The 15,624-nt window shown below is 35.8% G+C and carries 10 protein-coding genes; 7 read left to right on the top strand and 3 right to left on the bottom strand.

The genetic code is table 11. From position 1 onward, the window contains the following. Window positions 1–7: 7 nt before the first annotated feature. The 4 genes from ACGHEH_RS08190 to ACGHEH_RS08175 all read left to right on the top strand — a co-directional run bounded on the left by ACGHEH_RS08190 (window position 8) and on the right by ACGHEH_RS08175 (window position 6,243). Entirely contained in the window at window positions 8–994 is a 987-nt protein-coding gene (locus tag ACGHEH_RS08190; RefSeq protein ID WP_390443827.1) for a WD40 repeat domain-containing protein, read from the top strand. Between the two features lie 91 nt (window positions 995–1,085). Beyond that, complete coding sequence (locus ACGHEH_RS08185) at window positions 1,086–2,417, top strand: nuclease-related domain-containing protein (protein WP_390443824.1); 1,332 nt, start codon at window positions 1,086–1,088, stop codon at window positions 2,415–2,417. Between the two features lie 103 nt (window positions 2,418–2,520). After that, window positions 2,521–3,411: a cation diffusion facilitator family transporter gene (locus ACGHEH_RS08180; RefSeq protein WP_390443821.1), complete on the top strand. Its 891-nt coding sequence runs from the start codon at window positions 2,521–2,523 to the stop codon at window positions 3,409–3,411. Window positions 3,412–3,486: 75 nt separating this feature from the next. Beyond that, window positions 3,487–6,243: an ATP-binding protein gene (locus ACGHEH_RS08175; protein WP_390443818.1), complete on the top strand. Its 2,757-nt coding sequence runs from the start codon at window positions 3,487–3,489 to the stop codon at window positions 6,241–6,243. Window positions 6,244–6,527: 284 nt separating this feature from the next. On the opposite strand, the gene ACGHEH_RS08170 is transcribed toward ACGHEH_RS08175, so the two are convergent. Continuing rightward, complete coding sequence (locus ACGHEH_RS08170; protein ID WP_390443815.1) at window positions 6,528–11,024, bottom strand: EAL domain-containing protein; 4,497 nt, start codon at window positions 11,022–11,024, stop codon at window positions 6,528–6,530. 269 nt (window positions 11,025–11,293) lie between these two features. Between ACGHEH_RS08170 and ACGHEH_RS08165 the strand changes: the two genes are divergently transcribed. Both ACGHEH_RS08165 and ACGHEH_RS08160 read left to right on the top strand, forming a co-directional pair. After that, complete coding sequence (locus tag ACGHEH_RS08165; RefSeq protein WP_349286917.1) at window positions 11,294–11,488, top strand: bacterioferritin-associated ferredoxin; 195 nt, start codon at window positions 11,294–11,296, stop codon at window positions 11,486–11,488. Between the two features lie 138 nt (window positions 11,489–11,626). Beyond that, window positions 11,627–12,208 carry a thymidine kinase gene (locus ACGHEH_RS08160; protein WP_390443812.1) on the top strand — a complete coding sequence of 194 codons (582 nt, stop codon included), beginning with the start codon at window positions 11,627–11,629 and terminating at the stop codon, window positions 12,206–12,208. Window positions 12,209–12,217: 9 nt separating this feature from the next. Here the strand turns inward: ACGHEH_RS08160 and rlmF are convergent, their stop codons facing one another. Further along, window positions 12,218–13,114 (bottom strand): 23S rRNA (adenine(1618)-N(6))-methyltransferase RlmF, encoded by an 897-nt coding sequence (gene rlmF, locus ACGHEH_RS08155; protein ID WP_390443810.1) that lies wholly within the window; start codon window positions 13,112–13,114, stop codon window positions 12,218–12,220. Window positions 13,115–13,235: 121 nt separating this feature from the next. Here rlmF and ACGHEH_RS08150 point away from each other — a divergent pair, with 121 nt between their 5' ends. Beyond that, on the top strand, window positions 13,236–14,141 hold the full coding sequence (locus ACGHEH_RS08150; RefSeq protein ID WP_390444192.1) for an alpha/beta fold hydrolase: 906 nt from the start codon (window positions 13,236–13,238) through the stop codon (window positions 14,139–14,141). On the opposite strand, the gene ACGHEH_RS08145 is transcribed toward ACGHEH_RS08150, so the two are convergent. Then, window positions 14,101–15,558, bottom strand: coding sequence for a sulfotransferase (locus ACGHEH_RS08145; protein ID WP_390443808.1), 1,458 nt, complete (start codon window positions 15,556–15,558; stop codon window positions 14,101–14,103). The genes ACGHEH_RS08150 and ACGHEH_RS08145 overlap by 41 nt on opposite strands. Window positions 15,559–15,624: the final 66 nt, after the last annotated feature.

Below are 15,624 nucleotides of genomic sequence, written 5' to 3'. Positions count from 1 at the left end.
ATGTTACATGATAAAATTTATTAGGGTTGTAATCGCAATATTGATGTTATTTTTAGTTGGATGTGAAGAGCCTAGCCAGTATGAGATAGAGCAGTTAGATATTCATCGTTTTAGTCAAAATCTTGTTTATAAAGCGCAGTTTTCTGATGACTTAGAACAATTATTGGTGATCGATGAAAAGAGGCAAATACATTTATGGCAAGTTAATAGCAGGCAAAAGATATTTACTTTGCTTCCTGCAAATACACCTGAAGACTTAAGGGCTACTTTTTTCAAAAAATCTGAAAACCTATTACTTCTTAGTGGCGAAAATCATGTAGATTTTTGGGATTTAAAACACAGTGTTCATATCGGCACTTTAAAGGTACAAAGCGATGAGCCTCTAGCAAAGATCTCATCAATAAATTTATCCAATTATGGTGGACTTGTAGCAGTTGGCATGACCGATGGGACAGTTTTTCTCTTTAATAGGGTGAGTAATTCATCAACAAAGAAAAAAGTGCATGATGGAACGGTTAACCATATTTACTTCAATAGCACTGATAGATATGTTGTGACGACTGGCACCGATGGTAAGGTCGTTAGGTCATCAGTGAATAACCTAGAAAAACGCTACTCAAAGCAATTGAATACAAGAATAAGTTCACTGGTTATTGATGAACAAAGTAATAGGTTATTTGTTTCGGATGTCTTAGACAATCAACAAATTCACAAGCTAGATAATGGAGAATTGTTATCTAAGTTAAGTTATACAGCTAGATTTAGATGGTTTAGAAGTGGCCAATTTTATGATGGTGGTCGATTATTAATAACTACTACCCCAAAAACGGACATCTCTTTGTGGAATTTGTCTTCTGGGAAAGAGATATTTACATGGCATAGTGAAACTTTGTCTTTAGGGAGTACAAATTTAGACATTAAAGTGTTGGGTAAGAAGGCTGTTACTATAACTAGTGAGGGCGTTTACCAAAAATGGAGTCTAAGAAAGAAATAATTAAACTACTAAAATGAGCAGTTTGGTTCTAAAATAAAGTTGTAGCATCAAATATTAAAGGCAAATTAGTTAAACGAGTTGAAGGACAAACATGTTAAATAGAATTGCATTATTTTTTTTTGTTGTAATTTCGTTTACTTCAATAGCCTTTAAATCAAATTTATCTTATGAGCAATGTGCTCGCTTCTACAAAGAATATCAAAGCATTGCTGTAAAGATGGACTCAGCAACTGGTGTTGCTCTTCAATCCCTAGGTAATCGTTATGGACGTTTGCAAGAGAGGCTAGAAGCATTCTGTCAAGACACAGAGTTTTCAAACACTGAAACAAGCAAAACCAGTTCTTCGGTTCAAAGTGAGTCACAAACACAGCGCCTATTTTCAGATGACATCAAGCAACAAGCATGGGAAGCATTTTATACTGCACCAAGCTATTGTTTGTCTAATCCGCTCAGCTCAATCAATAAACTACGCTGTAATAATGAATTAAGCAGATTTAAGGAGTTGTTCGAGCAGCAGTGGCAACAAAACAAAGATATAAGTCCTACTCAATTGGACACAGAGCCAAAAGAGGCTTTGGAGTTAGAACGGCAAGATGCAAACTCAAAAGGGTCTGAGCTAAACAAGTCGCCAGAAAAAAATGATACAAGCACTAAAGCCAACCTATCTAATCAATTAAATGAAAACTCAAACCCTAAAAGCGAGCAGATTACTGCAACTACTCACTTAGCCACAGAGCAAAATTATCAAACTACAACGACGGGGTTAGATACGCTTTTTTACTATGCAAAAGATTACCTGTACTTGATCATCTTATTGTTACTACTTTTGCTTTCTATTAAATATATTTTTCCGAGCGCGAAGAAACTATTTACAAGGCACTTTAGTTATGTGGCGGTCAATAAGTATTTGATGAAACATTTATCAGTTGATGATTACACACTGTATAGCAAAATCAGTTTACCAATCCCGAGTGGTATGGCAGACATTGATGAGCTAGTTTTATCTCCTTATGGTATTTTTGTGATTATTTGCCAGTCACAAACAGGCCGAATTTATGCTGATACGACATCAGAAGTTTGGTCAGAGCAAATTGGAAAAGATAGAAACAATTTTCCAAATCCAAGCAGGCAATTACCGATGAAGCTTGTCGGTGTAAAACAACTCTTTGGTATTGAAGAGCACATTCATGGCTTGATAGTGTTTGACCAAGAAGCAGACTTCAGAACGAATATGCCAAATAATGTATTTCATACAGGTCAGTTGCTTGCCAATATTGAGCATTATGAAGACAAAGTGTTTACGAAAGAGCAAATTTCACATTTTGTTCTTTTATTGAGTGAATATAAACCGAGTAATCCTTTTAAGGATATTTTGAGCAAAATAGGGGATAAGTCTTCTCAAAATTCTGAGTGGGAAAGTTAAGATATATAAGTTTTGTATTTATATTTTTGTGCACAACGACTGCATTTTAAGATACAATTGCGACTGTATATCATTCCTCTTTTCTCAGGTACTCGCTTCTTAAATGACTGACATCACTACTCACCAGGCTTCCAGAAGACGTCTATTAATCGCTCTGTCTATTACCTGTACTTTCATGTTGATCCAATTGGCAGGCGCGTATTATTCAAATTCTCTAGCTGTATTAGCGGATGCAGGCCATTTGTTTGTCCATAATAGCTCTCTTTTTATCGCGCTCATCGCTTCCTCTATCGCAGTGCACTTAGCTAAAAACTACAGTGATGGTTATAAAAAAGCTGAATTCACCGGTGGCTTGATTAATGGCATGCTTTATTTGATGATTTCTGTTGTGATTTTGTATGAAGGCAGTGAAAGATTAAGTCATCATCATGACGGAAATGGTGAAGTTGTTAATACTTATCTTATGTCTGTTATAGCTGCATTAGGGTTTTTATTTCACGGTTTGTCTGCTTGGGTACTTTATAAAGGCCGAAAAGAAAGCATCAATGTCTATGCTGTATTTCTTCATTCATTTTTCGATTTGTTATCGACGGTATCAACATTTATTGCAAGCATCTTAATTTACCTCACAGGTTTTCAGGTTATAGATATTATATCTAGCATGCTTATTTCTTTGTTTGTGATGTTTACGGGTTTTAAAGTAGTGAAAACTTGCTTAAAAGGAATTTTAACCAAAGAAATGCATCTTCCCACTTCTGTTCAAATAGAAGAAAAAATCTTAACGACAGATCATGTTGAAAGTGTGCATAGTGTCACGATTTCGCGAGTAGATGATGAGGTTGCTGTTGGTGCACATATTGTTTTGAAGCATCACTGTACAATTGACTTGCATGATCAATCCTGTCGAGAGCAGGTTGAGCAAGTATTAAATGATACTTTTGGCGTATCTCAGTGTGTACTTCAAGTCGAAAGTCATAATTGCCCTGAACATTAACTTAATGAATGCTTGGCAGAGAATGGTTTTTATTTTACTTTATTGATACATAGAAAAAACAAGTCTAAATTTGCTTTGAATAAAACTATTTCACCTATTGTACTTGCATTTTTGCTCGGTATTTTGGGTGGTGCTATCAATCTATTACCATTATGGTTCTTAGATAACTCTGAGTTTCTATTTGGGCAAGCGTTTGTTCTCGGCGCGTTGGTAACGATTGGTTTTAAACATAGCTTACTGGTGCTGACAATTGTTACATCATTTATTTTCTATCGTTGGGGTCACTCTTGGCCAACAATTGTTTTTCTTCTCGAAATCATTTGGCTCAATCAGTTTGCTTTATCAAAAGGTAAAATGGTATTTTTCCGAGGCATATTATTTTGGCTAATATGCGGATTGCCTCTACTTTATTTTCTTGGCCATTTTCAATTACAACTTCCAAACTTAGTGGTCTTTACTGCGTTATCTAAATACTTGGTGAATGCGATTGTCTGCCTTGCAGTCGTTGATTTAGTCAGTCTATTTGTAAATAAAGCAAGGTGGCAGGAAATGCCACTTTACTCGATCCTCAATCGAACAGTTAATTTACTGGTTATCCTTATTATTGTAACGACTTCGATTGTTTTAACAAATAACCACTACAGCAGAGTAGAGTCTGAAGTGAAGTCTAAGTTGCTAGACTCTGCAGAGAATATTAATAAACAAATCGATGACTATTTACAAAGCTACCTCAGAGCTGTACTCATAAGTGGGCATAGCATATCTCAAGGTGTTGATATCAACTTAACACTTGAGCAGCTAGTCGAAATGCATGAGGGGTTTAGAACCAGTATTTATATTTCGCCTGAAGCTGAAGTGATAAATTACTATCCTCAATTGTTGGGAGATAGCTTTGTAGGTGACTTTCCTAGCGTAGCAGACCGTGAGTATTTTATTGAAGCACCAAGTCACCCTGAAGGTTATATTTCAAGCGTGTTCAAAGGGCGAGGCTTTGGTGATGAACCAATTGTTGCTTTGTCGGTGCCCGTTTATGAATATGATAGTTTAGTTGGGGTGCTCGAGGCATCGCTCAAGTTTGAGTCATTTGAGCAATTTATTCCGACTTTGTTATCTCATCACGGGGAATTAGTCGTATTAGATACTAAACATCAAGTAGTTTACAGCTCAATGGAAAATGAGTTTGGCATTTTAGATGTGCTTGACTCGTCAACTTACGCTTCAATAGCAAATTCTCAGCAAGATATTTATACAGATAAGCAGGGGAGCGTTTTCTATCAAAAAGTATTTGAGTCAGATACGTTGGGTTGGACAGTTGTTACTTTTTTAGACAGAGCTCACGTTAATATTACAACTATAAATTCTCTACTTACTCCTTTATTTTTGACGCTTATTATTATCATTATTTGTCGGTTTATAATTGGTGTATTAACTAAGCAACTCGTTGCGCCTATAACAGCTCTGAGTACTGCAATAAATAAATTTGATCCAACTAAACAAAGTGGAAATGGTTATAACAAAGGCAATGACTTTTTAGAGATTTTGACCTTACAGCAACAGTTCAATCAATTGACGAAAAATTTAACACTCAGCTTTAATAAACTTGATAAAGCAAATTCAGAAAACCAAAAATTGAATGAACGACTAACTGAGTTTAATCTTAGATTAGAGCAGCAAGTTAATGAAAAAACCAAAAAACTAACAGAAGCTGTCGCGGATGCTAAAAATGCCAGCAAGGCAAAAAGCCAGTTTTTAGCAAATATGAGCCATGAAATAAGAACGCCGTTAAATGGCATTATAGGTCTAACAGAGTTACTAATTAATGAGCGTGAAGGAAATTCAGGTAATGCAAAGCAGCTAGGAATAATTCAAACATCAGCTAAAAACTTGCTTCTAATATTAAATGACATATTAGATTACTCAAAGATTGAAGCCGGGGCTTTAAAGTTGGATATTCGAGCAATTAGCCCGGTAAAAATATTTGATGATCTATCAGCAATACACAGCTCTTATGTGTCTCAAAAGCAGGTGAATTTCAGCTATCAGCTGAAATCTGATTTACCAGAATTTTTAGAGTTAGATTCACTTCGAGTGACGCAGATTACTAACAACTTGTTAAGTAACGCAATTAAATTCACTGAAGAAGGTGAAGTAAGTCTGTTAGTTGAATATCGAGATAATCATTTACTCATTTCAGTAAAAGACACTGGCATCGGTATCTCTAATCAACAGCAGCAGTTGCTATTTAGTGAATTTACTCAGGCCGATGTGTCAACAACCAGAAAGTATGGTGGTACAGGCTTAGGCTTAACAATTTGTAAGCGTTTGGCTGAACGTATGGGCGGAACAATCGAGCTTGAAAGTAATGAAGGGGTAGGGAGTACTTTTGTTGTTTGTATTCCTGCCAATGTATCTGCCCAAGAAAATAATGTAGATGAAGCGACGAATATTACAGATCTTAATGGTCAAGATGTGTTGTTAGTTGAAGACAATTTGGTAAATCAGATTGTAGCCACAAAGATGCTAGCAAAGTTTAATTGCCAAGTTTTTACTGCTGCTAATGGCGAAGAAGCGTTACAAAGGTTAGCCGACAAACCGTTTTCTTTAATCTTTATGGACTGCCAAATGCCAGTTTTAGATGGTTTTGATTGCACTATTAGGATTAGAGAGCAAACTTCTAAGTATGGTGAACCGTATATTATCGCAATTACTGCAAATGCTTATAACGAAGATCGTAAGCGTTGTTTAGAAGTGGGCATGAACGATTTTGTAGCTAAACCAATTGAGTTCGAACTACTAAACAAAGCCATTTCTAAATATATATCAAAAGCCTGAACATGATTTAATGACTTAAAATATCAATTCTCAATAATATTTTGCTATTTTTAGGAACTACAACCAACATCGTCTAAACTGATTCAGGTCCCTTAGCATTGCTAGTTCGCGTGCTCGGTGATATCGCAAGCTTTCGTTACTTGAAAATAGATAACTTATTTGAGAAGGGTAGAAATAAAATTATGAGTCAGAGTCATCTGAAAGTTTTCAGTCTCAATAGCAGATTGGTTCACTGTTAATTGCAAAGCTGGTAGCTTTGCAATTAACGGCTTGAGAAAGATAAATTATCTCCAACTTGTTGTATTCACATCTTTTTCTAACAGTGCTTTAATGGGTAGCGGCCTTGAGAAGAAGTAGCCTTGCATATAGTGGCAGCCTAAATCAGTTAAGAATTTTAATTGAGTTTGCGTTTCAACCCCTTCAGCAATACAAAACATATTTAAGTTACTAGCCAGTGAATGGATGGTTTTTACAATCGACTTATTTGTATGCTGTTCATCCATTTTTCTCACAAAAGACTGATCTATTTTAATAATATCTATTGGGAATTGGTTCAAATAAGTAAGCGAAGAATAACCTGTGCCAAAGTCATCGAGCAGAAGTTTAAACCCTGCTTCTTTTAACTTATTAAGCGAAGCTTTCGCTTTTTCTTTATCTTCCATTAACGAGGTTTCTGTAATTTCAAGCCTTAATCTTGATGTTGGTAACTGATAAGAAGTCAAAATATTACACAAATTCTCAGCCGTTTCAGCTCTAATGATATGAATAGGAGATAAGTTTAGTGATAGATAAAACTGGTCATTTTTATCAAACAAAGGCTTAAGCTCAACAAGCGCTCGTTTTAGAGCTTGCTCAGTCATTAGTTCAATTAACCCAGTTTCTTCGGCAATAGGAATGAAGTCTGCAGGCGAAATATTTTCGCCTTCTAATTGCCATCTTAATAGCAATTCAACACCTATCATTTTACCACTCGAAGTATTAACGATTGGTTGATAGTGATTATAAAAAGCGCTGTCTTTGTAAGCTGTTTTCAAGGCGGTTTCTAGCACCATCTTGCGGTTATACTGTTCGATCATAGATATTGTGAAGTATTTATAACCATTACGACCAAGCTGTTTAGCTTGAAACATAGCTATATCTGCATGACGTATTAGCTCTTCTGATGATTTGGCATCAAATGGGTAAAGAGCAACCCCGATACTGGCTGATACACTCACCGATATCCCATCTAAATCAATCTTTTCGGGTAAGACGGAAATAAGCTTTGATGTTAAAGCAGTTAAGCTTTCTGGGGTCGTCACATCTTTGACTAATACCAAAAATTCATCACCGCTTTGCCTACCCAAAACACAATGCTCAGGTAACAATTCATTTATTCTTTCAGAAATTTTAATTAACAGTTTGTCGCCAGCTTGATGCCCATACGCATCATTAATTGGCTTAAATTTATCTAAATCAATGAATAATAACGCACAAGTAGAACTGTTATTTTGCGCATCAAATATTGCAAACTCAATGTGTTGCAACATTAAATTACGGTTAGGAAGGTTAGTTAGACTGTCATAATTAGCTAAATACCGAAGCTCGTTTTCAGCTTTCTTTTGCTCTGTCAGATCAGACATGACAATAACATAATGCTCAATCACGCCAGCATCATTCGCAATGGCATTGACACTTACATGGATTGGCTTAACTAGGTGATTTTTCGTTTCAACCGTTAATTCCATCTTAAAGTTCTGATTCGCATTTAATGTCTTAATTTTATTGATAAGCTGCCTAAGTTTCTTTTTCCCTAAAATCTTGGCAAACGTCATAAAGGTTAAGTCTTTTAACGCATTTTTTTCGTTTAAGCTAAATGCACCACAAAAACTGTGGTTTACTGAAATAGGGGTGAGCCGTGTGTCGAGAATGAGCAGCCATTCATCAATTTGTGAAAATGCTTGTCCTAATATACTTGCTTGTAAGTTAGTTGCTTTACTATCGGTAATATTTGAATAAATACCGGATACAATGCGTGGATTTCCTTCATTATCCCACTCTGTTACTTGACCAATATCTTGAAACCATAACCATTCTCCGATTAAGTTCTGTAATCGATACGTTAAATTGATATTTGGGTTTTTTGATGCTGATAAAGCACCCCACTGTGAAGATACCTTTTGTCTATCTTCTGGGTGCACCAGTTCGATAAATCGGTTAAGTTGTAACTCGTTTTGCTGCCCAGACTCTCTAGTTGACGTTTTATTTCTGTATTGATAAATCAACTTTTTAGTAAGATCGACCTTCCAGGTACCACTTTTTGTCGATTTTAACGCCATCTCTGTTTGTTGCTTTGAGGTAGTTACAGCTAATAAAGCTTTTTGAATTGTAGTTTGCCTATTCTTTCCCTGCCGATATGAAAGCAATAATAGTGAGGCCACGACAATAAAATAGATAAGCCATGATGTTGGAGAATTTAGAAAGTAGTACTCGACTTCTATTGGTATAGTTAAACTATCTATAAGCTTGTTTCCGTCTAAGCTGGTTTCGCTTATTGTTAAGGTGTAATTTCCAGGCGCTAACTTTGGAAAAAATAACTTAGTCCTATCTAAGTTATTTAATATCACCTCTTCAGGACCTGTCATCAGAGCATTAAATTTACTGATACGCTGGTGAGTAAAGTCAAAATTCGTAAATTTTATTTCGAGTCCGGCATCGTCATGAGCTAGCTTAAGCCGATTTTTTGATAAAAATGAGGGGCTATAATCAAGTGTTGAGGACTTCAGTTTAATGTCAGTTACACTCAGTGGTGTTTTGATTAAGCTGTCATAATCAATAAAATCTGCAGTATTTAACCAGGTTAAACCTGAAACAGTTCCAAACACAAAAGTTTGATTATTCAGCTTTAAACTGGCGCCTGCATTAAACTCATTATTTGGCAAGCCGTTTTTAATCGTGTATTTTTCGAGAAATCCAGTGTTTAACTCGTAGCGAAATAATCCTGATTGTGCCGTAAACCAAAGAAAGCCATAAGGATCAGACATTACTTCATACAAAGGTTGTTTATCTAAGCCATAGTCTTCGTTCAGTGATTTAATGACTTTAAAAGTGGCTAAGTCTAATTCAATTAAGCCATGGTGAGATGAAGTTAACCAAAGACTTTCGTTTACAATTTCCCAGTCATCAATCACTTGAAAAACTTTGTCGTTTGCATTGCCAAATTCGAAAATTGGAGTTAGGACCTTCGAACCGACTGAATATGCATATAGGCCTTTTATCGTGCTGATAATTATATCATCTGGTCTGGTGGGTAAAGGAGAGAGGAAGCGATAAGCAGACGAAATTGGCAAAAGTTCTGCTAAACCTTCTATGGTTTCTACACTCTGAACAGATGTATCGTAGATGTAATAATCACTTTCAGTTAAAAAAGCGATTTGTCTATTATTAATTTGTAGTGCTGAACTATTTAAAACATCAAACGGTGCATCTATGCTGCTTTTCATAACCGGAGGGTTTGTTACTGTTCGGGCTTCTAAATCTAATAGCTTTAATCCTTGGAATGTATCCAAATACACTAGGTTAGAATCTGTGTCAGTTTGAAAAACCTCGTATACAGCATTTTCTCCATACATATTTTTTTTATTTCGAGATTGAAAGTAAAATTCAGGCTTAGAAGTACTATTTAAAGATGAGATATGAACAACACCATTATCGGTACCATATAAAATGGAACCGTCGGAAAGTTGATAGATAGACCAAACGTTATTGCTTATAAATTCAGAGCCCGTTTGATTTACCGTATTAAACATTAAAGAAGATAGAGGCCAATAATATGTACCATTGTGAGTTGCCATCCAAAGTACATTATTGGCGTCAAGCTCAAGCGCAAGTATATTAGGTTGATTTAGTTTAAATTTCGTTTTATCGAGGGATAGCGCCTTTGTCAGTGCTTTAGTCTCTCTATTGAATTTATATAGACCAAACTCTGTGGCGACAAAATCTCCAGCAGGGGTTGATTCAATGTCCCATATATTGAAAGACGCAATAAGGTTTGAAGTTTGTTCGTAATCAAAGCCTACATCAAGTATCGGCGTGGCATATAAACCTTCAACTGTACCAATAAGTAAGCCCAGCTCTTGATCTAACTTTAGCAATTTTACATTTTGATTAAGCTTATTGGCTTCTTGTTCTTTTAAAAAAGCATGCTTAGCTAAAACTTCAGCATCTGCAGATAGTGAATAAAGCCCATCAGTAGCGCCTACAAATAAGTGTTTACCATGGTATAAGAAAGTTCTGATGAATTGTCCTGTTTCAACAGAACCAATGAGTTTGGATTCATAGCTTACCAGGCTAATTTTATAGACATGATTATTGATAGCAGCGTACAAATGTTTGCCAACCTTTAATACGGCATTAATTGGAGAAGTAAAACTTTGGCTGTCAGACAATCTACCGGAATAAATTTTCTTCTTTTCTAATGTGTGAACATTAATCAAGTAGCTACCATCAAAGCTGGTAGACACGAATAAAAACGTATCATCTACCATATTAATATGAAAGATTTGTTCGTGAAGGAAGTTTTTTATTTGTTTCGGCAGAGATACGTCAATACCATCATACCGATTTAAACCTTGCTCTGTGGCAATCCAAATATAGCCAAGAGGATCTTGAACTATGTTATTCACATTAGCTTGAGAGAGGCCTTCTTCTGTTGAAAGACGATAGATTTGCTGATTTGAAAACGTATTAAAGCTTATAAAAAATAAGAAAATGATAAAAAAAAAGTAAGGCTTTAAATGCATTAAACTCTACCAAGCAAAAATTCACAATTTTCAAATTATGAATTTTGTCGAAAACAATAGTTAACATTATGGTCATAAATTTAGCATAGTCATCTAAGTAGAGCTAGATTTATACACTTCTACATCATTAACTGCTTATATATACACCAAATTTATTAATGATAGTTGCAGCAATAAAAATTATTCTTATTAAACTCGTGGTTTGTTATTGATAATTGTTTTTGTTTAGAATAAAATTCACCTAGTTTTTAAAGTGAAGAGTAACTTTCATGTATATCTGTATTTGCCACGGTGTGACTGATTCAAAAATTGAACAGGCGATTGAGTCTGGTTCTACAAGTATGCGTGATTTGAGTAAAGAACTTGGTGTTGGTACACAATGCGGTAAGTGTACAAATTGTACAAAGAAAATTCTTAACCAGAAGCTAATTGAAATTGTCGATATAACAGAACAAGTTGCCTAATTAGACTCAGCATAATTATATATTTCAATATGATACTATTGCTTTTAGTGTCTTTCTTAACATAGAAAACCTTCCCTCATAGTATTCAAGTCTAGTTTTATGTAGACTCTCACCCATATTTATTTTCAGTGTTCTATTATGGCTCAGCTTTATTTCTATTACTCGGCGATGAATGCCGGAAAATCAACAACACTTTTACAATCTGCCTTTAACTACAGAGAAAGAGGTATGACACCACTCATTCTAACCGCTGCCATAGACAATAGGGCTGGAGTTGGGAAGGTGGCCTCTAGAATTGGCCTTGAAGCTGATGCGCATATTTATGACAGAGATACAGAAGTTTTTACTTTAGTTGAGCATTTAAATCTTGAAAATAAACTAGATTGTTTATTGGTAGATGAATGTCAATTCTTGAGTAAAGCGCAGGTTAATGCCTTAACAGATGTTGTTGATAAGTTGAATATACCCGTATTGTGTTATGGATTACGCACTGACTTTAAAGGTGAGTTATTTGAAGGTGCACAATATTTGTTGGCTTGGGCTGACAAATTAGTTGAGCTTAAAACAATATGTCATTGTGGTAGAAAAGCAAACCGTGTTTTGCGAACGGATGAGCATGGCAATGCAATTCATGACGGTAATCAGGTTGAAATTGGCGGCAACGATAGATATGTTTCAGTTTGCCGCACCCACTATAAAGAAGCCTTGTCTCTTTTATAAATAATATCTTTATTTAGCATTGTAGATTGCTTGTCGCTCGGAGTGAGTTTGAAAGCTCCAAGCGATGAATCGGCTTGTTTTTTGACCTTGGGTCATTTTTATTACCTTTATTTCGGCAACACCAATTTTCTTAAGTGCAAGCTTTAAACTACTTAGTGAGTCTTTTTTAGATACTAAAGAAGTAAACCATGCACATTGCTTGGCATAATGCTTACTCTCCTTAACCATTTTCTTGATGAACAACACCTCACCACCTTTACACCAAAGCTCAGGTGAATGCCCGCCGAAGTTAAGTGTGTTTTTAGGGTTTTTACCTAACTTTTGCCATTTTTCTTGTGTTGCTTTATTTGCTGAATGCTCACTGTCATGAAAAGGGGGATTGCACATAGTCACATGTAATATTTGATCTTGTTTAAGAACACCATGAAAATATTTTTCATTGTCTTTTTGTAAAACAAGCTTGGTATTTAAAGCATTCTTTTTACAAATATTAACTGCATTTTCTAATGCTTTTGGGTTTATATCCGATGCTGTGAATGACCAATTATAAATCTTCTCTCCAAGAATAGGATATATCAAGTTCGCACCTGTGCCGATATCAAGTGCTCTAACATTGTTAACTATTTTATTTTGGTTATCGTTTTTTAGTAGATCTGCCAACGCATGAATATAATCGGCTCTCCCAGGAACTGGCGGACATAAAAACTCTTCAGATATGTCCCAGTAATTAAGTTTGTAATGATGTTTAAGTAGCGCTTGATTCAAGCATTTGACAGCATTCGCATTACTAAAGTCTATGCTCTTTTTGCCTGCAGGTGTTCTAATAAGGAATTTTTTCAATGAAGGCGTTACATTGATGAGCTTATCGAAGTCATAGCCTTGTTTGTGCGCGTTTCTTGGGTGCATATCATTACTTTTATTGAATTTAAGCGTGGATTATACCGAGTTCTTGAAATAGCTTAAATAGTGTTGAAATGACAATTGCTATCAAATACAGTAACTGGTAAGACGAGTTAAAAAGACTTAAATCATGATCACGCAAAATTCACACTTTATTCCCTTACAAAATGAGCAAGTTCTTCATCTGAGACACATTTATAATCCTGAAAATAAAGGTGATGCTGTTTTTTTTCTGCATGGTGCTGTCGAAAATGGCAAGATTTTCTACACAGAGTCAAATAAGGGCTTAGCGCCATTTTTAGCGGCGCAAGGTTATCAATGTTTTGTCGCTGATTTACGTGGTCGTGGACAAAGTTTGCCTAAAATATCTTCTTCCTCTCAATACGGTCAAACTGAAGCCATCCTTGAAGATATTCCCACTATGCTCAATTTTGTTAAAGATCAAACAGGTCACTTTCCGAAGTTTTGGGTTGCGCACTCTTGGGGTGGAGTTTTACTTAATAGCTTTTTAGCGCGTTATCCTGAGCATAAAGAGTATGTTTCAGCATGCGGCTATTTTGGAACAAAAAGAAGTTTATTTAACAACCACCCAAGCAAGCTCTTACAAGCCAATTTAATTTGGTACACATTGGCGCCACTGTTAAGTAAACGCAAAGGTTATCTAGATGCGCGCAAATTGAAATGGGGCAGTGATAACGAGACTGTTAAGTCACACTATCAAAGTATGCTGTGGGCGAAAAAGAAGCCTTGGATAGACAGTGATGATGGTTTTGATTACGCAAGCGCAATAGAAAATATAGCATTACCGCCTATTTTACATATCGCAGGTACAAAGGATAAAGCCCTTGCACAGCCAATTGATATTCAGGCTTTTATAGAAGAGTCAGGAAAAGGCATACAAGACTTGAGAATATATGGAAAAAAATATGGTCATAAAATTGATTATGACCATATTAATATGCTGACGAGTCCGCATGCCCACAGCGATCAGTTTAAGGAGTTGTTAGATTGGTTTGCTCAGCATCGAGTATAGCCAGCATTTGTTTTTCATAAACCTGCCAGTTTGATCTTGGGCCTTGATCTAAAGGCCTTCTAATTTGAGCTTTGCTAAGTGTCGATACTGGACGCTTAGATTTATAAAACTCTAAGCATTCAGGCTCAAATTTTTGATACAAGAAATTAAGTAATTTATTCAGCTCTTTTGGGGTCTCATCTAATAAATCTTCATAACTGAGGGTGTAAATGTTTCTAGGCAGGTAATGTTTAAAATGTGCCATCATTTCTTCTTGAAAATCAGCATACTGCTTATATTCGGTTAATGAGCAAAAGTAGGGTTCGTTTTCAGCGAAATGATTACTATAAACAGACCAAGCATTGGCATTAAACGAGCGGGTTAAATGGATGATCCGAGCATCAGGAAATATCTTTTGAATTAGTCCTATATTTTGAAAGTTGGCTGGTAATTTATTAATGACAACTTCTTCACTAACCCGATGCTTCTTAATTTCATCTACATACAAGCTGCGGCAATGGTCAAGCATAGATGTGGTCAATGTATGGAGGCTTTGAGGAAAAGGTGCTTCATTACGCATCTGTATGTAAGGTACAATTTTGTCGCTGATGACGGTACTTTCTCCCATGCTGCCAATGTTACTATGCTGAACGAGCATTTGTTCTAGCAATGTAGAACCTGTTCTTGGCAGTCCAACTATAAAAGTAGGGGTGAATGTGGCCTTTACTTTATCATTGGGATGTGTAAAGAAAGCTTCTGAACACTGCTCTTTAAGTTCGTCAAAAAAAGACCTCATATCGGCAGTTTTAAACTCACATAGACTGAGTTGTAGTTCGTTAGCAAGTTTAAAATAATCAAATGCTTGAGTGTGAGCTTGTAACCTGTGATTACATCTTGCTAAGGAATAATAAACAACGATTTTTAAGCGTTTGTTATCATATTCATTTAACAGTGAATGGAGTTTTTCAATATGCGCTTCTAATTTATTTGTTGCTGAAATCTGAGAAAGTTCATGTAACATGAAAGCGGTAACCGCACTGGGCGGACACGCTAAGCCAGCTTCAAAGGTACGCTCTGCATTTTCAATAAAACCGTGGTCTAAATAGAATAATCCTAATTGATAATGTGCTTGTGCATTGTGTCTTGCAACGCTTAAGGTGTACTCGAGTACAGTCTTAGCATCAACAGAAGATCCTACAGCCATAAATGCATCTGCGAGTGCAAACAGGGGCTCGAGCATTTTAGGTAAGTGCTCACAGGCACGTTTTAAATAATAAATGGCGCTGTCGTAATCTTCTAAGCGCATACAAATTCGGCCAAGACCAAATAATGCGGGACCAATTTTATTATTTTCCTTTAATACTGCTTTAAACATAAACTCAGCTTCTCTGAGTTTCCCTTGTTCTAATAATTCGTTGGCTCTTTTAAGTAATAGCATTGTTGTTTTAAGTTATTGCTTTGCACTAATCATAAAAATAAAAAGGCGAAATAGCTAATGCCATTT

Origin of the sequence: Pseudoalteromonas sp. MTN2-4 (assembly GCF_042848605.1) — a bacterium.
Taxonomy (GTDB): domain Bacteria; phylum Pseudomonadota; class Gammaproteobacteria; order Enterobacterales; family Alteromonadaceae; genus Pseudoalteromonas.
This window is presented reverse-complemented; position numbering and strand designations above follow the sequence as displayed.